The organism is Rheinheimera nanhaiensis E407-8 (assembly GCF_000296695.1).
GTDB classification, from domain to species: domain Bacteria; phylum Pseudomonadota; class Gammaproteobacteria; order Enterobacterales; family Alteromonadaceae; genus Alishewanella; species Alishewanella nanhaiensis.
In genome coordinates, this window is the sequence record NZ_BAFK01000004.1 from 13,788 (window position 1) to 36,772 (window position 22,985).

Sequence of the window (22,985 nt, forward strand, 5' to 3'; positions counted from 1 at the left end):
GCATAAGTTAGTTAACCAATACCACATTACCACCGGGCAACTGTGCTGAGGTAGTAGAGCTTAGCGTCTTACTATCAAACAAGGACTTTTCTATCGCCTGAAGTAACTTCAGGTAGCCTGGGCTTAAGGTACGGCGCAGCTCTCGCGAGTCAACATAATAAGGGGCTCTTTTGCCGTGAAATTCGATGGTATCGCCCAGTTGCCGGAACATAATACCCACAAAGGATAAACTGCGGGCCAAACGCGGCTCCATCATAACAAACACATGAAACCTTTTGGTTTTTAATGACATGGCCGCAGCCGATAAGTACAAACAGACGGCAATATAGGGAAAGCAGCGCAGCTCTGTCTCGGAATACTGCTTTTCGTTGATGGCACCGGTGGCTGCTCCGGCAAATTTGTCCACCTCACGTTTTCTAAAGGCTGCAGGTACCGCTAATCTTGAGATCTCACAAATCTCGTGCCGGGCAAAATCCTTCGGGTGCAGCCGCTCATCGGTCAGTGCATGCGAGCAATATTGCTCAATAGGCAACAGCTCAGTGCCAAGCGCAGACGTGATCAGCCTTACCGTACCGGCCATTGCGCCAGAGCTTAAATGCCGGACAAAACAGTGTATGGCTCTGGTATCAAAGTCATCACATTCTTCATGTGTTTCTTTTACGTCTTCAAAGTGCAGCTCTTCGCAGTACACATTGTGTCGTAATTTATACACTTCATGCTTTAACAGCTCGGTGTCAGCCAACTGAGGCTTCAGGTATTGGGAAAAATGCTCTGAAATTGTTTTGGCATCATTACTGGCTAAAGATGCCATCGCTTTTTTAACAACACCCCCAATAATGGGTTTATCAGCCAGTGCTTTTAATCGTTTCATGGAAAGCCCTCTGTTCCTTCAGACCATCAACTGTGTATGGCTCTACATAGCTTAGACGCTGGCAGATTAGTTGCCAGATATGACCATGCTTATTTTTGCCGCTTAGTCTGCCACGCTGTCATACTTCGCTGCCAATTGCTTAAGGCGATCCCCAGTCACCCTGTTGATACGCCAGTCATGTAGCAGCACGGCACCTTGAGACTGATAAAAATCGATAGCGCTTTGATTCCAATCCAGCACCGACCATTCCAGCCGGCCACAATCACGATCTAGCGCCAGTTTGGCCAGATAACGTAGCAAGGTTTTACCAATGCCGTGGCCACGAAACCGGGGCAATACAAATAAGTCTTCCAGATAAATACCTGGCTTGGCCAGGAAGGTTGAGTAGTTGTGAAAAAACAGGGCAAAACCGGCCGGCTGCTGCTGGTAATCAGCAATCACCACCTCGGCATAACGTTTATCGCCAAACAGCGTATCCTGCAGTTTCTGCCCGGTGGCCACCACCTGATCGGCCAGCTTTTCATACTCGGCCAGGCCGTTAATAAATGCCAGTATGGTGGGAATATCCTGCGGTGTTGCCAAACGTAGGCGGATCTCAGCGCTCATAGTTAATCCTCATAAAAAACGCCGGTGCAAGTACCGGCGTTTTTATCATTCAGCACACTAAGTTACAAGAGTTTTACGCGGCGTCAGCGTTCGGCGTCTGGGCTTCCAAAGCGCCGGGCTTAAAGCTGTCAACGCTGATGGCGCTAAAGCGCAATGTGTTCATCCGGTTTAGCTGCTGTGCTTCAGCCTCGCTCAGTACACCAACCTCCAGTGCCTGAGCAATGGTTTTGTCCAGTGGCTGTTTACGGGCCACTTTACCTTCGCGCTGCGCCTGGTAAATCTTTTTCATAAGCGGCTGTGCTTCATACATAGTGACAAAAGCGTTTTCCATCAGACCGGTGGCGTCATTTTCATCCGCGCCTATGTAACACAGGTGGGTTAACCGGTCGCGCACAACACCGGGCTTAGACAAGGCTTCACAGATCTGAATAGCGGTAGCATCATCCGGCATCTTGTAGCCGATGCCAAACGGGAACACCAGGGTTTTTAGCACGCGCGCCACTACCCGGTTCGGGAAGTTAGCGAAGAAACCAGCAAAAGCGCGGCCAATTTCAAATAGCGCACGCTGCACACTGTAGTGAACAAACGGCAGATCGCACTGCTGACGGCCGTTGTCTTCATAAAACTTCAGTACGGCCGAGGCGATATACAGCTGGCTTAACACATCACCTAAACGGGCAGACAGCATTTCACGGCGCTTCAACTCGCCGCCTAATATCAGCATCGAAAAATCGGCGCTTAAGGCTAAAGCTCGGCTCATACGGCTTAACTGCTTGTAATAACGCGCCGTTTCACCCGATACCGGCGCACTGTTAAAGGCAGCAGCGGTTAAGCCCTGCCACAGGGCGCCAAAGGTATTACCGATAGCAAAGCCAATATGTTTCAGCAGCAAACTGTCGAATTGCTTTAAGCCCTGCTCTGCATCCGGATTCGCCGCTGCTTCCAGCTCTGCCAGTACATAAGGGTGGCAACGGGTAGCACCCTGACCGAAAATCATCAGGTTGCGGGTTAAAATATTGGCGCCCTCTACCGTAATCGAAATAGGTATGCCCATATAACCATGTGCCAGATAATTCTTCGGCCCTACCTGAATGGCACGGCCAGCGTGAATATCAAAGGCATCGTTCATCAGGGTGCGCGACATTTCGGTCATATGGTATTTAGCAATAGCGGTAACCACGCTGGGGCTTAACTTCATGTCGATAGCACCGGCGGTCATTACCCGCATCGCTTCTAAACTGTAGGTTAAGCCGCCGATACGGGCTAACGACTCTTGCACGCCCTCAAATTTACCAATAGACATACCAAATTGCTGGCGCACATAACCATAAGCACCGGTCATACGGGCTGCCAAATGGCCAGTGGCGGTGGCAAGCGCTGGTAAGCTGATACCGCGGCCGGCTGATAAACATTCTACCAGCATCCGCCAGCCACGACCGGCATAGTCCGGGCCGCCGATGATCCAATCCAGCGGAATAAACACATCTTTGCCGTAGGTGGTCCCGTTCATAAAGGCCATATTCATCGGGAAGTGACGATCGCCAATTTGCACGCCTTTGTGGCTGGTTGGAATAAGCGCACAGGTAATGCCCAGCTCTTCTTTATCGCCAAGCAGCTTCTCAGGGTCGTACAGTTTAAACGCCAGCCCCAATACGGTCGCCACCGGCGCCAGTGTAATGTAGCGCTTATCCCAATTTAGCCGGATACCGGTAACTTCTTTACCGTCAAACTCGCCTTTACACACCACGCCGGTATCAGGAATACCGCCGGCATCTGAGCCAGCCTCCGGCCCGGTCAGGGCAAAACAGGGCACATCGGTGCCATTGGCTAAACTGGGCAGCCAAAAATCTTTTTGCTGCTGCGTACCATAGTGCATAAGAAGCTCACCCGGGCCTAACGAGTTGGGCACCATTACGGTAACAGCAGCGGTTAAGCTGCGGGTAGCAATGCGCGAAACGATAGTCGAGTTGGCAATAGCAGAAAATTCACGGCCACCGTAGGCTTTAGGGATGATCATGGCGAAGAAGCCTTCGCGCTTTAAATAATCCCACACGGCAACCGGCAGGTCGCGCTGCTCCTGCACTATCTTGTAGTCATCCAGCATACCAAGCAGGGTTTCTACCTGGTTGTCCATAAAGGCCTGCTCATCAGCGCTTAATTCCGGCTTAGGGAAGCTGTGTAGCTGTTGCCAGTCAGGTTTGCCTTTAAACAGTTCACCGTCCCACCACACATCGCCGGCTTCCATGGCTTCGCGCTCAGTATCAGACAGTGGCGGTAAGATCTTCTTAAATACGGTAAATACCGGCTTGGTAATCAGGTTACGGCGGATGTCGGCAACGCCAAACACCACAGCCAGAGTAACGACCAATATTAACAGGATCAACATATTACCTTCCTTCACTCGCCATCAGCGGCGCGGTTTGACTAAGTTGTGTTTGACTAAGTTGTGTTTGACTAAGTTGTGTAACTTGAGGTACCGGTGCAGCTATGGCAGCGGCTAAATACGGCAACAGACGTAGGATCACGCCTTCAATATCGACTTTTTCGTTAAAATCGGCTTCGGCAATTTCCGCCAGCGCTTCACTCGATGCCATAGTAAACACAACGGTACCCAGCGAAAAATGCAGCCGCCAAAACAGCTCACCGGCGGGTAAATCCGGGCAGGCCTGCTGTACCAGCAACACTAATTTATCCAGCACCCGACCATAATGATGATTGAAAAACCAGCGCAAATGCCCTTGTACATCAGTATAACCGCGGCCAAGTAACTGTAAAAATATCCGCGTGCCGTGCTGGTGTACTTTATTCAGCTCCAGCAAGGGTCGCACAAACACCGACAACACCTGGTTTAGGCTGTTAGGCTGCTGCGACGCCAACAACCGGGTGAATTCCTGATCCAGCCTTGGCATTAAGACCACCAGATAGCGCTGTAACACCGCCTGGATCAGCTCTTTTTTCGAGCCAAAATGGTAGTTTACCGACGCCAGGTTCACTTCTGCCTGACTGGTGATTTGCCTAAGCGAGGTGCCATTAAAACCGGTTTCAGCAAACAGGCTTTGCGCAGCATCCAGTATTTTATGTTGCGTACTGAGTTTGTTCGACATAAGCCAACCAATATTTAAACAGATGTTTGAAATGTACGTTTGAATACCTAAACTGTCAAGCGACAAATGCGCCACTGGTCCAACCTCAGTGGCCAAAATTACGGCAATTTGGGGACATTTTCGCCAATTGTTAAAAACCACTTGACAGCATGAGGCAGATCCGCGAGTTTAAGCGCTAAGTGTTCCCCATTTCTTCAGAGACAGGAGGCGTAATTATGCAAAAATGTGCAGTTAATCATTACGGCTACTACGTCTCGCCCTACTACTTGTCCGAGTGGTTCAACAATTAGTTCTCCCTCTGCGTCTGGCAGAGGGTAAGCTGACAATCCATTTCTAACGCTTGATGCTGGCCATATTACCTGGCCCGGTATGGCATTGGAGATCCCTCTGCTAAGACGCATTTTTACTGCTTTTTAATCAGATCGCCTTTAAAGGCGGCGTTTATTATCCAGAGGAATGTGTATGTACATTAAAGCAAAAATGAAGCTATCTACCCTAAGTATGGCCATGCTGATGGCAACGTCCGGTTATGCCGTGCAGGCCGCCGAATCAGCTGAAGCCGAACAGGAGAAAATTGAAAAAATTCAGGTGACCGGTTCACGCTTAAAAGGCGTGGATATGGAAGGCGCCAACCCGGTACAAATTTTCAGCCGGGAAGACATGGCAAACCGCGGTTATGACAGCGTAGGCTCATTCCTGCGCGATCTGCCGCAAGCCTCCAGCGCCGGTACCTTTACCGAAAATGGCGGTGTAGGTGGTGCCGATGGCGCACCGGCCGGCTCTTCCGGTGTCAGTTTACGCGGCCTGGGCAGCAGCTCTACGCTGGTGCTGGTAAACGGCCGGCGGGTGGCGGTCGACTCCTTTACCAACGGTTTTGACTCTTTTGTTAACGTTAACGCCATTCCGATGTCGGCACTGGAACGGATAGAAGTGTTGACCGATGGCGCCTCCTCAGTTTATGGCTCTGATGCCATTGCCGGGGTAATTAACTTTATCCTGCGTAAAGATGTTGAAGGCCATGAATTTTCCGCCTCCTACGGTGACGATACCAAGAGCAGCGACTTTGGCCGTACCAACCTGACCTATGTCGGCGGTTTTAGTACCGCTAACAGCAATACCACTGTCGTGATTGACTACTTTGACCGCGAGGCCTTGTTTAACAGCGACCGGCCGATTGAGGTTACACTGAAATCCAGTACCCGCGTGACTATCGATGGCGCCGATTATGCCGAGCCCTGGTGTGGTGATGATGTCAGTAACGGCGGTACCCGCTGTCGTTATGACTATGTGATAGAACGTGCTATTCAGCCCGATACCAAAGCCGTTGGCGCTACCCTGCACCACAACTACCGTTTAAGTAACGGCAGCGAGTTCTTCGCCGAAGCCATGTATCAGAATAATACCGGCTCGGCCTATGACGCCGCCGCCGCTTTTGATGTTGACGTTGCCGGCGACTCTGCGCTGGTCCCGCAATGGGCGCGCGACATTGATGCGTTAGACGGTGAAGTGAACGACATTCGTGTGCGCTCCCGCTTCCCGGAAACCCGCATCCAGGACTACGACACAACCAGCTACCGTGTATTAGCCGGTCTACGCGGTGAAATCGCCGACTGGTCGTGGGAGACCGCCGCCACTTATGGTAAGACTGAAAACGAAATTACCCATGTGCAAGGCTACATGGGTAGAGACAAAGTTATCGCCGGCATTGCAGACGGTAGTTTTGACCCTTTTAACCTCGGCCGTGACAACAGTGAAGCGCAGCGCGCTGCCGTACGTGAACTGGCACCACGCCTTGGTGAGTCTGAAGTGTTATCGCTCGACTTTAACTTTGCCGGTGATTTACCGCTGGAGCTGTCAGCCGGTAATATCAGTGCCGTCTTTGGTGGTGAGTTCAGAAGTGAAGATATCTTTGACCGGCCAGCGCAAATTGCCAAAGAAGGCGGAGTATTTGCGCTAGGCGCCAGCGATGCGGCAGCAGATCGTACGCAATACGCCGCTTATGCGGAATTTAATGTGCCGCTGGCAGATAACCTGGATTTAATTGCCGCCCTGCGCTATGACCATTACAGCGATTTTGGTGGCGATGTTAACCCTAAATTGTCACTGCGCTACCGCGCTACCGATGATTTAATTATGCGGGCGTCATGGAGCACCGGCTTTAGAGCACCTTCGCTGTCTCAGCTTGGCGCAGGTGAATCACTAGGCACTGCCTACATTAATTGTGGTGCTGACCAACCCTTTGATGCCCTGTGTGGCGATTTTGGCGCCTCTTTTGGTGAGCTGGAGCTGGACCAGGAGACCATTGGTAACCGCGGCCTGGATGCAGAAAACTCAGAAGCCATTAACCTGGGGTTCTCCTGGAACCTGACAGAAAACCTGCAACTGACCGCCGATTATTGGCGCTATGAGCATACCGACATTGTTGACGTGGATGCCAATACCACCCTTAAAGCCTGTATCGCGGGCAGTGCACCGGTAACAGGCAGCATCGCTGCACTTAACGGCGAGTTTGGTTGTGTGCTGGACGGCGGTGGCGATCTGGTGTTTTTACGCACCGGCTTCTTTAACGTCGGTAGCCAAAAAACCGATGGTGTCGATATTAAACTGACTTATCGTCTGGAAACCGAGCAGCTGGGGACCTTTAAACTGTTTGCCGCCGGCACCAAAACCTTCAGTTATGAGCGGCAAATTAATGCTGAGACACCAGCGGAAGATTTACTGGGCCGTTTAAGCGGTGCTAATGAAATTGCCCGGCCAGACTTAGTTGCTGATGCTGGCGTAGACTGGCAGTTAAATAACTGGACTGCCAGTTTATCTGCCCATTACATCAGTGAGTTAGGTGACGGCGACTTTAAATTTGGCGGCAACGAAACCGTGGATGCCTGGACAGTGTTCAGCGGTAGCCTGGGGTACGATCTGACCGACAATCAGTCGTTACTGTTAAGCGTGCGTAACCTGACTGACAAAAAGCCACCTTACGCCTCTTCACCCACTAATGGTTATGCCAGCTCGGTACATGACTGGATAGGCCGCTTGTGGACAGTGCGTTACACAGTTCGCTTCTGATCTGAGGCAAACAGCAAAGGCCAGAGCTATCTGGCCTTTTTTTGTTTTATATCACTGGTATTGTGCCGTCAGGGCTTTACACTAATAGTTGTTGTTAAACTGTCTGGCGCGGAGCACCGCTTGTCTGTCTTAAAACTTAAACCTGATGAACTCAAGCTCGGTTATGCCGTTAAGTTACCGGGCAGCTGGATGAAACACCCGTTTTTATCCGGCGAAATTCTGATTGAAAACCCACAGCAACTGCAGATCATCCGTGCGTTGCAGTTGGATTATGTGTTTTTTTATCCCGATAAAAGTAAAAAAATGCTGCAGCCGGCCGATCTCAGCGAAGAAGATCAGGCCAGCTTTAATATGGCAGCCAGTGAAGCCCAGCTTAAAATGCAGCAGGAAAAAATGCTGCGTATCGAACAAGCCAAAGCCAACCGGCGCGACATTCAAAAAACAGAAAAAGCCTTTGCCCAATCGCTGATCCAGGTAAGAGCCCTGATGAGCAAAATTCAGGGCCGTCCACTGAACGCCATTGCTGACGCCAGCAGCTTAATTAGCGCCATGGCCGATGTACTGTTAGGGGCAGACTCGTTAATTTTGCACTTGATTTCAGCGGCTAACAAAGAGCAGGAAGGGCTGTATTACCATGCGCTTAACGTTGCTACTTTATCGATGATGCTGGCGAAAAACCTGAAACTAAGCGCGAATGACATTAAAGCCGTGGGTATGGGCGCGCTGTTTCACGATATTGGCAAGCTAAAAATCCCATCACAGATATTACGTAAAACCACACTACTTACTGCGCCGGAGCAAAACCTGCTTAAGCTGCATACCAAATACGGTGTTGAGCTGGTTGGCCTGACCGACACCTTTCCACTGCAGGCCTGGCCTATTATTGAGCAACATTACGAGCTGATTGACGGCAGCGGTTATCCCAAAGGCTTAACCGAGCCACAAATAGACAAACTGGCCCGTATTGTATGTGTGGTAAATTGTTTTGATAATCTGTGTCACCCGCTGGATATCAGCAAAGCGCGCTCGCCGCACCATGCGTTATCCTACATGTACCGCAGTATGAAAGGTAAGCTACCCGAGCTTGAAATGCGGGTCATGATTAAAATGATGGGCGTGTACCCGCCTGGCACCATAGTGCAGTTATCGGACCAGCGTATTGGCATAGTAATGTCGGTAAACAGCGACAACCTGCTGTGCCCCAATGTGATGGTGTACGACGCCGATGTGCCAAGATTAGAAGCCCCGGTGCTGACCTTAGATCAGGATACGCTAAGCATAGTTAAGGTGTTAAAAATTCAGTCGCTACCACAGCAAGTGGCAGAGTATTTAAATCCCAGAGCCCAGGTTAGCTATCATTTGCAGGGCAAACCCTAAACGCTTAACCGTTAAAGCAGCAAGGCTGATCAGACAAAAGCCGGCACACTATGCCGGCTTTTCTGTTGCCAACTTACTTTAAATGCCGGTCAAAAAACTGCGTAATGCTTTTATGTAAGTGCGTTTGTACCGGCTGACCAAACATCGAGTGTTTGCTACCCGGGTAATTGATCATGTCAAACAACAGGCCTTTGTCCTGCAACTGTTTGTAAAGCTTAGTGCTGTGGGTAAACAGCACATTGTCATCAGCCATACCATGATAAATCAGCAAATCGCCTTTTAAGCCGTCAATATAAGGAAATACAGCGCTGTCGGTATAGCCCTGCGCATTGTCAGCCGGGTGGCCCAGATAGCGCTCAGTGTAGTGGGTGTCATACAAAGCCCAGTCGGTGACCGGAGCTCCTGATACGCCGGCAGCAAAATAATCACTGGCTTTAAACATGGCCATAATCGCCATATAGCCGCCATAACTGTGGCCATAAATGGCAATGTTATCGGCTGCAACATAAGGCAGGCTGCGCAAATATTCTACGCCGCGGATTTGATCCTGTAACTCCACGTCTCCGAGCTTTTTATAGATCGGATCTTCAAAGGCTTTACCGCGGTTATAGGAGCCGCGGTTATCCAGCTGAAACACCAGATAGCCCTGCTGCACCAGATAATGCAAATACAAGTCGCGCGGGCTAAAGCTGTTGGTAACCCGCTGCGCATGCGGGCCACCATAAACGCTGACAATTACCGGGTATTTTTTGCCCGGCTCTAATGCCGCAGGCTCGAATATGCGGTAATGCAGCGTCTGGCCATCTTCAGCGGTTAAGGTGCCAAAACGGGGCGCCTTAAGCGCACTATAATACGGCGTTAACGGATGCTGGTTATCCAGCGCATTTTGCTCCAGCCAGGTAAGTAGCTTACCGTCGATAGCTCGCAGCGCCACTTTGTTGGGTGTGCTGACATTGGAAAAGTTATCAATAAAACTGCTGCCATCTTTTGCCAGCACCAGCGCATGATCAAAACCTGGCTCGGTTAAACGCTGTATTTCGCCATCTTTTAAACTGACCTGATACAAATGCCGCTCCAGCGGTGTGTCTTTACGGCCGGTAAAAAACACCAGGCCTTTGGCTTCATTGACCGCTTCGAGCTCATCAACCACCCAAGCACCCGCGGTCAGCTGACGCAACAGTTTACCGTTAAAATCATAGTAATACAGGTGCTTATAGCCGCTGCGCTCAGACGCCCAGATAAAGCCCTGATCATTGTTTAAAAAATGCAGATCGTCATGCAGGTTTAACCAGGTGTTACTGGTTTCTGTCAGTAACACCCGTTGTTGGTTCGCGCTCAGGTCGACCAGTCTAAGCTCCAGTTCTTGCTGGTTACGGCTTTGCCACTGATAGCTTAAATACTGTGCATTTTTACTCCACTGAACACGGGGCAGATAAACATCGTCATTATCGCCCAGCGGGATCCATTGCACTTTAGCATTGGCCAGGTTAACCACACCCAGCTGAATTTTCGCATTGGCCGTGCCGGTATAGGGATAGCGCTGGTTAAACAGCTTAATCTCGTCGGCGTAAATCTCGTTGCGCACCACCTCAGCAACGCCGCTTTCATCGGTGCGGGTAAAGGCAATTTTGCTGTCATCAGGCGCCCACCAGTAACCGGTCATCCGGCCCATTTCTTCCTGAGCGACAAACTCGGCCATACCGTTCTTAATCTCGCCTGCGCCATCGAACGTCAGCTGGGTTTCTTTGCCGGTGGCAATCTCCAGTACAAACAGGTTTTGCGCCCGGATAAAGGCGACATAACGCCCGGTAGGTGAAATGCTGGCGTCTGTTTCAAACTCACTGGTATTGGTCAGCTTTTTCGCTTTTTTGCCGGCCAGTTCGTAGTAATACAAATCACCGTTTAACGGAAATAACAAAGCGTCGCTGTTTTTCGACCAGCTGTAACTGATAATACCCGAAGCAAATAAGCGCAGACGCTCGCGGCGGGCCTTTTCTTCATCTGACAACACCTCTGCACCACTGACCAGGCTGTCGGCGTCCACCAATAAGCTGTGCTTGCCGTCTTTAATGTGGTATTGCCACAAGTCTAACCGGTTGGCATCTGCCGCTTTGCCTTTTAAATAAGTGACACGGCTACCGTCTGGTGCCATTGTCAACGAACGTGGCGTGGTGCCACTCAGCGCCGGATCAGCAAATAAGCGCTCCAGCTCCAACTGTTTCGCATTTGCCATGCATCCTCCTGCCAACAATAAACTTACTGCCACCACAAAACCTGATAATTTAATTAGCATTATTGCTCCTGCAACTTTGCGCTACTCACCCCGGCTGTTTGTATAATGCTTCGCACTAAACTGCAAGTAAAAGCCGATTGCGGTATGCTTAGCTGCGCTAAACAGAGGATTTGCTTATGACACCGACTGAAGTTAACCACCCGCTGGTGAAACATAAAATTGGCCTGCTGCGCGCAGCAGACATCAGCACCAAGCAATTTCGCCAGCTGGCAGCCGAGCTTGGCAGTTTATTAACCTACGAAGCCACCCGCGATCTGGCCACAGAGCAGGCCACCATTGAAAGCTGGAGCGGCCCTGTGGCTATCGAACAAATTCAGGGCAAAAAAGTCACTATAGTGCCGATACTGCGGGCAGGCCTTGGCATGCTCGATGGTGTACTGGAGCTTTTGCCAAGTGCCCGCATCAGTGTGGTGGGTATTTACCGCGATGAGCAGACCCTTAAGCCAGTGCCCTATTTTCACAAGCTGGCGGCAGATCTGGATCAGCGGCTGGCCCTGGTGGTCGACCCCATGCTGGCAACCGGTGGCTCACTGATTGCCAGCATAAACTTGCTAAAACAGCACGGCGCAACGCGGATCAAAGCCTTAGTGCTGGTGGCCGCGCCAGAGGGCATTGCTGCACTACAACAAGCCCACCCGGATGTTGAGCTGTACACCGCCGCTATTGACCGCTGCCTGAACGAGCAGGGCTATATATTGCCAGGTTTAGGTGATGCCGGTGATAAGCTGTTCGGCACCAAGTAACCGTCTTAGCCTGTAATGCGACAAATAAGGAGCATCTTTTGCAGTTAGTTCCCTGGTCTTATCATACGCCGATGGGGTTTACCCTGCGTGGTTATCGTACCCAAGCGCGCGGCAAGCCGGTGCTGCATATGCTGCATGGCAATGGCTTTTGCAGCCGCATGTACCAGCCGATGCTGCGCCTACTGTATGAAGACTTTGATTTGTTCTTATCTGACGCCCAGGGCCATGGCGACAGCGACCATGGCGGTGCCTTTGTCGGCTGGAATAAAAGTGCTGAACTGGCGGCGCAAGCCTGGTTGGCGCACAAAGCGCATTATGCCGCTATGCCGGTGTATGGCCTGGGCCACAGCTTTGGCGGCGTATTAACCGCGCTTATTCATACCACGGCGCCAAGCCCGTTTGCCGCAGCCATTTTGCTCGACCCGGTACTGTTTACCCCCACCATGCTCACCTTGATGAGTACGCTAAAAGGCGTGCGGCTGTATGACAAAAACCCACTGGCAAAAGCAGCACTGCGCCGCCGGCAACACTGGCCGGATCGCGACAGCGCCCTGGCATATTTAACTAACCGTGGCATGTTTGCCAACTGGCATCCTGATGCGCTGGCGGCTTATATTGACCATGCGTTAAAACCCACAGAGCAGGGGCTAAGTTTAAAGTGCCAGCCCGAGCGTGAAGCCGACATTTTTTCATCCTACCCGGATAAGCTCTGGCAGCAATTAAGCCACCACTGCCCGCCAGTGCAGGTGATCTATGGTGATAAAAGTTATGACTTTATCTCCAAGGCACTGGCTAAGTGGCAAAAGCGAAATCCGGCCGTTCAGGTGTCTGTTGTCAGTGGCGGCCATTGCTTTATGCAGGAGCAACCCGAGCTTGCCGCACAGCAAGTACGCCAGGCCATAAAAAATGCTACGTCTGACGCTTAAATAGCTGTTAATGCCGCCACTGAATTCCGCTATAATAGCGAAAATTTTAACCCGGGATCCCAGATGAAAAAGCGTTTACTTGTTACCGCCTTGCTGTTGTCAGCTTGCAGTCAGTTACCTACTGAGCGCAGTGCAAAGGTAGAAACCCTGGTTATCCCAAGCCAGGTAGAGCAGCCCGCAGAGCCTGAAGAAGTGGTGATTGAAAACTCTGACACCACCGAAGCTGTTGCCACCGATTTTGAGCATATTTTTGTTGATGCCGATATGAGCTTTACCGGCACCCTGCCCTGTGCAGATTGCCCGGGCATCAGTTACCACGTTAATTTATATCGCGATGGCCGCTTTGAAGCCCGTCAGGAATACCTGGACCGTAACCAGGTTAACCTGGTTAAAGGCATTTGGTTGCTGGAAAAACGCAGCCTGCATTTGGTCAACCAGCAGCAGCCGTTACCCGGTTTTCATTTTTTAACCAACAACACGCTGGCGATGCTGGATTTAAGCGGTAAGCCGATTAGCCATAACCAAAAATACCAGTTAAGCCGTGAAGCTGAGTTTAAAAAGCTCGATACGCGCCAGGCCATGCTGGGGTTATATAAACTGAGTGATAATCAGGCCAGTTTTACCAGCTGTCGCAGTGGCGATGTATTAACAGTAGCCAATACCCAGCACCATTTGCCGGTTATGCGCCAGTATCAGCAGGATGAACGTTTTCGTGGTCAGGCCGTAGTCGCCACCTTAATTGGCCGCCGTGGTCAGGATGATCAGGCCACAACCTTGTTTATTGATAAGTTTGAGCAGTTCTGGCCAGGTGCTATTTGCCCCGATCAGCAACAGCCTGGCAAAATGCAGGGCATCGTCTGGCGCGCAGAGAAACTGACCAACCGCTACGTGCCACAGCAGCTGAATGTGCGGGTTATTTTTGATCAGAACGAGCGGCTTTATGGTTTTGCCGGCTGTAACAGCTTTAACGGCCAGTACAAGCAGCGTGCTAACCAGTTAACCGTACAACCGCTGGTCAGTACCCGTAAATTCTGCGCCGATAGCAGCGAGCTGGAGCAGCAGTTTACCCAGTCATTACAATCGGCAGATCGGGCCGAAGTAAACGGCGACAAGCTACAACTGTTTAAAAACAATCAGCTTATTCTGCAATTTAAGCCTGCGGTTAACTAACCGCAGCGCGCTCTGGCACCCTACCGTTTGTTAGCGATAAAGCTTAACGCATAAAAAAAGCCACCCTTGGGTGGCTTTCTTATAAGCAGCTTAGATTAAGCAGCTAAGGCTTGTTTCGCTTTAGCAACTAAAGCAGTAAAGGCTGCTTTGTCAAATACGGCGATGTCAGCTAAAATCTTACGGTCGATTTCTACTGAGGCTTTTTTCAGGCCATCAATGAAACGGCTGTATGATAAACCGTTCATACGTGACGCTGCGTTGATACGCGCGATCCACAGTTGACGGAACTGACGCTTACGCTGACGACGGTCACGGTAAGCATATTGGCCGGCTTTAATTACAGCCTGGAAAGCAACACGATAAACACGACTGCGGGCACCGTAGTAACCTTTAGCCTGGTTTAACACCTTCTTATGACGCGCGCGCGCCGTTACACCACGTTTAACTCTTGGCATGTCAGACTCCTAATTAATTATGCGTACGGCATGCAACGGACTAAGCCGGCGATGTCTACTTTAGCGACTAAGGTTTTTGGACCTAACTGACGCTTACGCTTAGAGGTCTTCTTCGTCAGGATGTGGCGAAGGTGTGATTGCTTACGTTTAAAGCTACCAGAAGCGGTCTTTTTGAAACGCTTCATAGCACCTTTATTGTTTTTCATCTTTGGCATAGTTAAAAACTCGCATTGTTAAATTACAACGAATAATAAGGCGTCAACCCTGCCCTTTGCAGCGCAGGGTTACACTTGAAAGCACTTATTACTTCTTATTTGGGGCCAGCATCATGATCATCTGGCGACCTTCCACCCGTGAAGGGAAAGATTCGCACACGGCAATGTCCGCTAAATCTTCTTTAATCCGATTTAACATATCAATACCGATGTCAAGATGCGCCATTTCACGACCGCGATAGCGCAACGTTACTTTAGCTTTGTCACCCTCTTCAATGAAGCGACGCAGGTTGCGTAGTTTTACCTGGTAATCGCCTTCATCAGTTCCAGGCCGGAATTTTATTTCCTTAATCTGGATCTGTTTTTGCTTCTTCTTTTGCTCTTTCAGAGCTTTACTCTTTTCGAACAGGAACTTACCGTAGTCCATCAACTTACACACTGGCGGTTCGGCAGTCGGGCTAATCTCTACTAAATCAGCGCCGCTTTCCTCAGCCAAACGATTGGCTTCAGCAATACTTACTACTCCCAGCTGCTCACCTTCGACACCAATTAACCGCACTTCCGGCAGGTTAATTTCTTCGTTTATCCTGTTAGGACGGTTTGCAGGTAATGTCTTCTTTCCTACTTTAATAGTATGTTCCTCCGAAAATTATTCTTATCGCTTAACGGCTCAGACGCGGTTTTTAATTTCAGTGGTCAGCTTCTCTACAAAAGCCGCTACCGACATTTTACCCAAGTCTTCACCCTTGCGCGTTCTCAGTGCAATATCACCGGCTTCCATTTCTTTATCACCAACGACAACAAGGTAAGGAATGCGCTTAAGCGTGTGCTCGCGAATTTTAAAGCCTATCTTCTCATTTCTCAAGTCACTTATGACGCGAATGCCATGAGATTTGAAAGTTTTTACCAATTCCTGCACATATCCGGCCTGATTATCGGTAATATTCATCACCACGACCTGAGTAGGCGCTAACCAGGCGGGGAAGAAGCCGGCGTATTCTTCGATTAAAATACCGATAAAACGCTCGATTGAGCCCAAAATGGCGCGGTGGATCATCACCGGCGTTTGCTTATCACCACTTTCGGCGACAAAGCTGGCACCTAAACGGCCGGGTAAGGCAAAGTCTAATTGCACCGTGCCGCACTGCCAGGCACGGCCTAAACAGTCATGCAGGGTAAATTCAATTTTCGGGCCGTAAAAGGCGCCCTCACCCGGTTGCAGCTCATAAGCAATATCGTTGGCTTTTAACGCTTCCATCAGGCCCTGCTCGGCGCGGTCCCACATGTCGTCAGAGCCGATACGCTGTGCCGGCCGGGTCGACAGTTTTACCGCCACGTTTTTAAAACCGAAGGTGCTGTAAGTATCAAATACCATCTGAATACATTTGGTTACCTCGGCCTGCACCTGATCTTCAGTACAGAAAATATGCGCATCGTCCTGGGTAAAGCCGCGCACGCGCATTAAGCCATGTAAGCCACCGGATGGCTCGTTACGGTGACAGCAGCCAAACTCGGCCATCCGCAGTGGTAAATCGCGGTAAGACTTCAAACCCTGGTTAAAAATCTGCACATGGCCCGGGCAGTTCATTGGTTTAATCGCATATTCGCGGTGCTCTGACTGGGTAGTAAACATGTTGTCGGCGTACTTTTCCCAGTGGCCGGACTTTTCCCACAGCACGCGGTCCATCATTAATGGGCCTTTAACTTCATCGTATTCGTACTGGCCCAGTTTTTCGCGCACAAAGCTTTCCAGCTCGCGGAAAATCGTCCAGCCGTCGTTGTGCCAGAACACCATGCCCGGTGCTTCTTCCTGCCAGTGAAACAGGCCCAGCGCCTTACCAATTTTCCGGTGGTCGCGCTTCTCGGCTTCTTCTAATTGCAGTAAATAGGCTGCCAGCTGCTTTTTATCGGCCCAGGCAGTGCCGTAAATACGCTGCAGCATTTTGTTTTTCGAGTCGCCACGCCAATAGGCACCGGCCACTTTCATTATTTTAAAGTGCTGGCAAAAACGCATATTCGGCACATGCGGGCCACGGCACATATCGATATATTCTTCGTGGTGATAAAGGCCTGGCTTATCATCACGGCTAACGTTTTGTTCTAAAATTTCCAGCTTGTAGCTCTCGCCACGTGCTTTAAAAGTATCGACGGCTTCCTGCCAGCTGACTTTTTTCTTGATAACGTCGTATTCGGTTTTTGCCAGCTCCAGCATGCGAGCTTCCAGTTTGGCTAAATCATCGCTGCTGATGGGCTGGTCTAAATCAACGTCATAGTAAAAGCCATTATCAATTACCGGGCCGATGGCCATTTTTACATTGGGCCACAGCTGCTTAATGGCATGGCCTAATAAGTGCGCGCAAGAGTGGCGGATAATTTCCAGGCCTTCCGCATCTTTGCTGGTAATAATGCTTAAGGTGGCATCGGTGTCGATAGGGTCACAGGCATCGACCAACTGACCATTCACCTTACCGGCAATGGTGGCTTTAGCTAAACCGGGGCCGATGTCTTTGGCGACATCCATCACAGAAACAGCATGATCAAAAACGCGCTGGCTGCCATCGGGCAGAGTAATAACTGGCATGATAAGTCCTTATACAGTGGTGGCCCGTACCAAGGGTCACATGATTAACTACATAAATCTTTTATTCGTGCGCCTTGCGTGACAGTTGACACCCCTTACTAAGGGCTGTTTGGTACACAACGTGGTACACGTTTTTTGCTGATTATTTGCTGGTAACAGCAAATAATGTACGCGATATCATACAGACAAATGTGTCCTATATATAGTGCAATAGCATATTTACGCTGCCGGAAAGATAGCAAAAGCAGATGTCGAAACAGCGGTATCAGCTGATATCTTAACAGTCATATTGCCGCAGGCATTAGCTGCGCAGTTACAGTGAAAAATTGGCAATATCGGCCATACTAAGGTGTCACGGGCAAAGGAGGCACCTTATGTGGCAGGCAATTGCTGAGCATATCAACAGTGAGTTAGACACTGACTTTCAGATTGAGCATAAAACCCAGCTCAGTGGCGGTAGCATTAACCTGGCCTGGCATATCAAAGGCATGGGACAGCAATTTTTTGTCAAAATAAATCAGCGCGAACAAGCCGAACAGTTTGACAGTGAAGCGCTCAGCCTCAGTGCACTTAGGCAAGCGCATTGTATCCGGGTGCCTAAGGTTATTTGCGCCGGCCAAACGCTGGATAAGTCTTTTCTGGTGCTGGAATACTTGCCGTTCGCCGGTGAAACCTTAACCGGCTGGCGCAATCTGGCACAGCAACTGGCTTTGCTGCACCGCCAGCATGAGCAGGCCATGTACGGCTTTGACTGGGATAACATGCTGGGCAGCACCGTGCAGCCGAACAAGTGGCAAGCGAACTGGAGCAGTTTTTTCTCAGAGCAGCGGATTGGCTGGTTACTGCAACTGCTGCTGGAGCAAGGCTTCGGCTTTGGCAAAATTGACTATCTGGTCGAACAATGCCGGCAGCGGCTGACACATTATCAGCCGCCGCCCAGCTTGCTGCATGGCGATTTATGGCGCGGTAATGTTGGCTTTGTTATCGACAGCCCGGCGGTATTCGATCCGGCCTGCTACTACGGCGACCGCGAGGCAGATATTGCCTTTAGCACCTTGTTTGGCCGCTTTCCCGACAGCTTCTATCAGGCCTATGATGAGTTTTATCCGCTGGATAAGGCTTATTCTGAGCGCAAAGATCTTTATAATCTGTATCATGTGTTAAACCATGCTTATTTGTTTCGCGGCGCTTATCTGGTGCAGGCACAAGAGCTGATAAAACAACTGTTTTATTAGCCTGGCCACACCACAGCGCCCTGCAGTTAACAATACCGGATGACTTATGTCTTGTACTTCTCCTGTGGCTTTTATTACCGGCAGCGCTAAACGCCTGGGCCGCGCCATGATTGAAACCCTGCACCAGCAGGGCTATCGGGTGATTATTCATTGCAACCAGTCGCGTGATGAAGCCGATACGCTGGCAAACCAGTTAAACCAACAACGCAGCCAAAGTGCCGTGGTGTTACAAGCCAATTTACTGGATGAGGCCGGCTGGCCGGCGCTCTTTGCAGCAGTAAAGACCAGCTTTAACCGGCTGGATGTACTGGTAAATAATGCCTCCGGCTTTTACCCAACACCGCTTCACAGTGCCACGGACGCACAGTGGCAGGATTTATTCGGCTCTAATGTCAAAGCACCCTACTTTTTAAGCCAGGCCTTAGCGCCCGAGCTGGCTAAGCAGCAGGGGGTTATCGTTAATATGGTTGATATCCACGCCGAAAAACCGCTGCCACAGCACAGCATCTATTGTATGGCGAAAGCGGCGCTACTGATGATGACCAAAGCGCTGGCACAGGAGCTGGCGCCACAGGTGCGGGTAAACGCTATCGCCCCCGGTGCCATACTCTGGCCACCGCCGCAGTCGGTTAGCCTGCAAGAGCAGGATAAGGCAGCTATACTTGCGCAAATACCGCTACAGCAGCTGGGCACACCGCAGGATATTGCACAGGCTCTGCTGTTTTTACTGCAATCGCCCTACATTAACGGCCATATTCTTACTGTTGATGGCGGGCGCAGTATCAGCGGTAGCGCCAAAGCCTGAGCCTTTTACTGTCTTACAGGGAGAGCACCATGAGTATGCTGAGTAAAACCATCGACTGCCCGTTTTGTGGCCACCGGGTGCACCTAACCGTAGAGGTGACCGATGAAGATCAGGAGTACATAGAAGATTGCAGCAATTGCTGCAACCCTATGCATATTCGCGTGCATAAAGACGAGCTGCATCACAGCGTACAGCTGTTTATCGATGCGGATGATGAGCAGTATTACTAAACGGCTTACTGCGACGAAAAGCGTTCTGCTATAATACGCTCGACCGTTAGCACTATGGTTTGGGTTTGTTGATCAAGCTCGATATTCAATCTGTCGCCCACCTGTTTTTGCCCCAACGTGGTAATGGCCAGCGTTTCCGGAATTAAATACAGGCTAAAGCCATCAGGGTAAGTTTCACCCACGGTTAAGCTGCAGCCTTCTACCGCAATAAAACCTTTGCTTAAAATAAAGCGCATATATTCTGGCGCAAGCTTAAGACGCATCGCGCAGTTATCCGCCGTTTTATTAAGCTCAGTAATCACAGCCGTGGTTTGAATATGGCCGGACACAATATGGCCGCCTAGCTCACTGCCAAAACTGAGCGAGCGCTCAAAGTTAACCTCTGCACCTTGTGTTAGCTGACCTAAATTGGTTTTGCTTAAGGTTTCGGCTATTACATCAAAACACACCCAGCCGGCCTCGCTGTCAAAGTCAGTTACCGTTAAACACACCCCGTTTATGGCAATGCTGGCACCACGTTCTAATTGCTTAAGATTGTGCGGCGGTGCTGTTAGGGTTAACTGGCGAAACTGCGCTTTGTCGCGTATTACTGTCAACTGCGCTTTGGTCTGTACTATTCCGGTAAACATAAGCCCCCATCTGTGCTACATTGCGCGCCATTGCACGCTGTTGATACGACACTCGCTATGTTACCGTTTTCCCGCTTCGAAGCCAGAACCATCTTAAAACTCAGTGGCCCCATCGTACTGGCGCAGCTTACGCAAACCTTAATGTATTTTGTCGACACTGTGATGGCTGGCCGTTACAGCGCGGTCGATATGGCCGCTATTGCCGTCGCCTCTGGTTTATGGTTTCCGGTGGTGATGACCATGCAGGGCCTGCTGTTGGCATTAACGCCGATAGTGGCGCAGTATTTTGGCAGTAAGCAGGTAAAACCGGTAACCCACTTTACCCTGCAGGCGATGTACTTAGCACTGGCATTGGCGGCGGCCCTGTTTGTCCTGATGTTATATGTGCAGGTGCCCATCGATCTGTTAAACATGGATCCGCAGCTTAGGCAAATCTCGCTGGATTATTTGTATTACGTCAGCTTTGGCCTGTTCCCGGCTGCCGGCTATATGGTGCTGCGCAGTATGTTTGAAGGTATCGGCAATACCAAAGCCAGCATGTGGATCAGCTTTGTCGGCATTTTGGTAAATATCCCCGCCAACTATGTGTTTATCTACGGCAAACTCGGTATGCCGGCGCTGGGCGGTGCCGGTTGTGGTATCGCCACCGCGCTGGTGTTCCTGGCCATGTTTATCGCTATGCTGCTGTATGGCTGGTTTAGCCGCAGCACCGCACGCTATCGTACCCAGCCGGATAGCTACCGCATTCACCTGAAAGACATCTGGCAAATTATCTGCATTGGTACGCCGATTGCGTTTTCTATCTTCTTTGAAGTTACCCTGTTTGCCTGTATTCCGCTGGCTATCGTACATTTAGGCCCCATTATGGTGGCCGGCCACCAAATTGCACAAAACTACAGTGGCATCGTATTTATGCTGCCATTAAGCCTGGGTATGGCCGCTACTATCCGCGTCGGCCATTTAGTCGGCCAGCAAAGCATACTGGAGCTGAAAAAAGCCGTATCAACCGCTATAGTGCTGGCGGTATTGATGTCGCTGGTGATTGCCAGCCTGACGTTTTTGCTGCGCAGCAACATCGCCTCGCTTTACTCGCCCGATGCGCCGGTGGTGGCGCTGGCCAGCTCTTTGCTTATTCTGGCCTGTTTTTATCAGGTGTCAGATGCCATTCAGGTGGTGTCGGCCTGTGCGCTGCGCGGTATGAAAGTGACCAAACCGGTGTTTTTCGTTACCTTTATTGCGTACTGGCCAATCGGTTTTGGTTTAGGCGCCGTATTGGGTTTAACGAACTGGCTGGTTGAGCCTATGGGCGCGCACGGCTTCTGGGTCGGCATTATTGCCGGCTTAAGTGTCGCCGCTATTTTGCTGGCCATTATTTTAAAACGCACTTTGCACAGGTTTGAGCGCGAGGCAACATAAAGCGATGAAATACTGGCTACTACCACTGTGTTTGCTGATAAGCCTGACGGGTTGCTCGAAAGACAGTGGCGAAAAAGCCGTTGAAAGTTATCAGCAGCGCCTGGCTCGGGTGTTGGATAAACCGCTACCGCAAACGCCAGTACCAGCAGCACCTTTGCTCACCGAGCCGCGCGATCTTAAGCAGCCACTGCCCGATCTGCGGCTGGATCTCACCGACACCTTTGCTACCCGCCACTGTGGGCTGGACACCTTAATCGGCGAGCGCAACTCAAGCCTGGGACGGGTGTACAGCGCCAGCAAACAGCTAAGTTATGAGCTGCGGTTTTTACATCAATTAGCAATTTGCCTGCAAAAGCAGTGGGACAATACTGAACTGCAACGTCAGTTACAACAGGTGTACGACACTAAACAGCAAAGCGCAACCTTAGCTTTTAATAATATGCTGCTCACCGACGACACCCTACGTAAACAATTAATGGGCGTACGCGACAGCTTGCCCTACAACGACAAACCAGGCTTAAGTGAAAGCTGGCAAGCGCTAACAGCATTAACCCAGCTGCAGCAGTTTATTCAGCAGCAAAACTGGCAAGCGGCGAGCAGTATCGATATAGAGCAACAATTACAATTGCTCTATCAGGCTAACCTGCCAGGGCGTTTGCAATACAGCCTGCGTCAAAGCAGCCATCAGCTATCTGAACTTAACCAGATGTTAGCCGCTGTTACCCCGCAAAGCCTTTGCCAACCCAGAGCTGATAAACAGCAACTGGAAATACTAGCCAACATTTTTAGTAAATTTTTTATAGCGCAGGTACAACAATACACAGTAAATCTGCAGCAATATCAGCAGCAGTTGTGGCCGCTGCTGCAACAGCTATACGCCGAAACACCGTTAAATGAGGCGTTAACAGCGCGCTTTGACGGCAATTACCAGAATATGCGCCGCGAGCTGGCTATACATGTTAAATGGTGGCAGGACGTTAACAGCCAATGCCCAATGCAGTTAACCACACAGGGTTAATCACTGTTAGCGGTTTAAAACCTCTGGTGGCTTTGCTTAAAGCGGTGAAAAATACAGCAAACTGCCAGCACACAAGTAAAAACACTTGCCAAGGCTGCAGCTGCGCAATAACATAGCCGCCGTTGTTCGCTGTACGCAGCGACCAAAGTGTGCGTCCTTAGCTCAGCTGGTTAGAGCACCACCTTGACATGGTGGGGGTCGGTGGTTCGAGTCCACTAGGACGCACCAACAAATTCCTTTAAAAA

Annotated in this window: 20 protein-coding genes and 1 tRNA gene; 11 read left to right on the forward strand and 10 right to left on the reverse strand. The window is 50.4% G+C overall.

What is annotated here, in order from left to right; translation table 11 throughout:
- Positions 1–7: 7 nt before the first annotated feature.
- From RNAN_RS04220 to psrA, 4 genes are all read right to left on the reverse strand, one after another.
- Positions 8–871 (reverse strand): PEP-CTERM/exosortase system-associated acyltransferase, encoded by an 864-nt coding sequence (locus RNAN_RS04220; protein WP_008219115.1) that lies wholly within the window; start codon positions 869–871, stop codon positions 8–10.
- A 102-nt stretch (positions 872–973) separates the two neighbouring features.
- Complete coding sequence (locus RNAN_RS04225; RefSeq protein WP_008219117.1) at positions 974–1,477, reverse strand: GNAT family N-acetyltransferase; 504 nt, start codon at positions 1,475–1,477, stop codon at positions 974–976.
- 73 nt (positions 1,478–1,550) lie between these two features.
- On the reverse strand, positions 1,551–3,863 hold the full coding sequence (locus tag RNAN_RS04230) for an acyl-CoA dehydrogenase (RefSeq protein WP_008219119.1): 2,313 nt from the start codon (positions 3,861–3,863) through the stop codon (positions 1,551–1,553).
- Between the two features lies 1 nt (position 3,864).
- Positions 3,865–4,581, reverse strand: a complete 717-nt coding sequence (gene psrA / locus RNAN_RS04235) for a TetR family transcriptional repressor PsrA (protein ID WP_052027255.1) — start codon at positions 4,579–4,581, stop codon at positions 3,865–3,867.
- A gap of 462 nt (positions 4,582–5,043) precedes the next feature.
- Here psrA and RNAN_RS04240 point away from each other — a divergent pair, with 462 nt between their 5' ends.
- Together RNAN_RS04240 and RNAN_RS04245 are read left to right on the forward strand one after the other, a co-directional pair.
- Positions 5,044–7,647, forward strand: a complete 2,604-nt coding sequence (locus RNAN_RS04240) for a TonB-dependent receptor (RefSeq protein ID WP_008219123.1) — start codon at positions 5,044–5,046, stop codon at positions 7,645–7,647.
- 120 nt (positions 7,648–7,767) lie between these two features.
- A complete protein-coding gene (locus RNAN_RS04245; protein ID WP_008219125.1) occupies positions 7,768–9,024 on the forward strand; it encodes a cyclic di-GMP phosphodiesterase in 1,257 nt (418 codons plus the stop codon).
- A 73-nt stretch (positions 9,025–9,097) separates the two neighbouring features.
- Here RNAN_RS04245 and RNAN_RS04250 read toward each other — a convergent pair whose 3' ends face one another.
- Complete coding sequence (locus RNAN_RS04250; protein ID WP_237739889.1) at positions 9,098–11,257, reverse strand: S9 family peptidase; 2,160 nt, start codon at positions 11,255–11,257, stop codon at positions 9,098–9,100.
- A gap of 176 nt (positions 11,258–11,433) precedes the next feature.
- Here RNAN_RS04250 and upp point away from each other — a divergent pair, with 176 nt between their 5' ends.
- The 3 genes from upp to RNAN_RS04265 all read left to right on the forward strand — a co-directional run bounded on the left by upp (position 11,434) and on the right by RNAN_RS04265 (position 14,156).
- Entirely contained in the window at positions 11,434–12,060 is a 627-nt protein-coding gene (gene upp / locus RNAN_RS04255) for a uracil phosphoribosyltransferase (protein ID WP_008219129.1), read from the forward strand.
- A gap of 38 nt (positions 12,061–12,098) precedes the next feature.
- Positions 12,099–12,986, forward strand: a complete 888-nt coding sequence (locus RNAN_RS04260) for an alpha/beta fold hydrolase (RefSeq protein ID WP_008219131.1) — start codon at positions 12,099–12,101, stop codon at positions 12,984–12,986.
- 63 nt (positions 12,987–13,049) lie between these two features.
- Positions 13,050–14,156, forward strand: coding sequence for an META domain-containing protein (locus RNAN_RS04265; RefSeq protein ID WP_008219133.1), 1,107 nt, complete (start codon positions 13,050–13,052; stop codon positions 14,154–14,156).
- Between the two features lie 95 nt (positions 14,157–14,251).
- Here RNAN_RS04265 and rplT read toward each other — a convergent pair whose 3' ends face one another.
- The 4 genes from rplT to thrS all read right to left on the reverse strand — a co-directional run bounded on the left by rplT (position 14,252) and on the right by thrS (position 17,407).
- A complete protein-coding gene (rplT, locus tag RNAN_RS04270) occupies positions 14,252–14,611 on the reverse strand; it encodes a 50S ribosomal protein L20 (protein WP_008219135.1) in 360 nt (119 codons plus the stop codon).
- Between the two features lie 17 nt (positions 14,612–14,628).
- The gene (rpmI, locus tag RNAN_RS18860; protein ID WP_081502265.1) at positions 14,629–14,826 is read right to left on the reverse strand and encodes a 50S ribosomal protein L35; all 198 of its coding nucleotides are present in this window, start codon (positions 14,824–14,826) and stop codon (positions 14,629–14,631) included.
- An 88-nt stretch (positions 14,827–14,914) separates the two neighbouring features.
- Positions 14,915–15,457 (reverse strand): translation initiation factor IF-3, encoded by a 543-nt coding sequence (infC, locus tag RNAN_RS04275; protein WP_081502266.1) that lies wholly within the window; start codon positions 15,455–15,457, stop codon positions 14,915–14,917.
- A 39-nt stretch (positions 15,458–15,496) separates the two neighbouring features.
- A complete protein-coding gene (gene thrS, locus RNAN_RS04280; protein ID WP_008219139.1) occupies positions 15,497–17,407 on the reverse strand; it encodes a threonine--tRNA ligase in 1,911 nt (636 codons plus the stop codon).
- A 374-nt stretch (positions 17,408–17,781) separates the two neighbouring features.
- Between thrS and RNAN_RS04285 the strand changes: the two genes are divergently transcribed.
- From RNAN_RS04285 to RNAN_RS04295, 3 genes are read left to right on the forward strand one after another with little or no spacing between them, the layout of a single operon-like run.
- On the forward strand, positions 17,782–18,642 hold the full coding sequence (locus RNAN_RS04285) for a fructosamine kinase family protein (protein WP_008219142.1): 861 nt from the start codon (positions 17,782–17,784) through the stop codon (positions 18,640–18,642).
- Positions 18,643–18,688: 46 nt separating this feature from the next.
- Entirely contained in the window at positions 18,689–19,447 is a 759-nt protein-coding gene (locus RNAN_RS04290) for a pteridine reductase (RefSeq protein ID WP_008219144.1), read from the forward strand.
- A 29-nt stretch (positions 19,448–19,476) separates the two neighbouring features.
- Positions 19,477–19,677: a CPXCG motif-containing cysteine-rich protein gene (locus tag RNAN_RS04295; protein ID WP_008219147.1), complete on the forward strand. Its 201-nt coding sequence runs from the start codon at positions 19,477–19,479 to the stop codon at positions 19,675–19,677.
- Positions 19,678–19,682: 5 nt separating this feature from the next.
- Here the strand turns inward: RNAN_RS04295 and RNAN_RS04300 are convergent, their stop codons facing one another.
- Entirely contained in the window at positions 19,683–20,306 is a 624-nt protein-coding gene (locus RNAN_RS04300) for a riboflavin synthase (protein WP_008219149.1), read from the reverse strand.
- A 57-nt stretch (positions 20,307–20,363) separates the two neighbouring features.
- Here RNAN_RS04300 and RNAN_RS04305 point away from each other — a divergent pair, with 57 nt between their 5' ends.
- The 3 genes from RNAN_RS04305 to RNAN_RS04320 all read left to right on the forward strand — a co-directional run bounded on the left by RNAN_RS04305 (position 20,364) and on the right by RNAN_RS04320 (position 22,968).
- Entirely contained in the window at positions 20,364–21,722 is a 1,359-nt protein-coding gene (locus RNAN_RS04305; RefSeq protein ID WP_008219151.1) for an MATE family efflux transporter, read from the forward strand.
- 4 nt (positions 21,723–21,726) lie between these two features.
- Complete coding sequence (locus RNAN_RS04310) at positions 21,727–22,740, forward strand: DUF3080 family protein (protein ID WP_008219153.1); 1,014 nt, start codon at positions 21,727–21,729, stop codon at positions 22,738–22,740.
- A 151-nt stretch (positions 22,741–22,891) separates the two neighbouring features.
- Positions 22,892–22,968: transfer RNA gene (locus tag RNAN_RS04320), tRNA-Val, on the forward strand.
- The last annotated feature ends 17 nt before the right edge of the window (positions 22,969–22,985 follow it).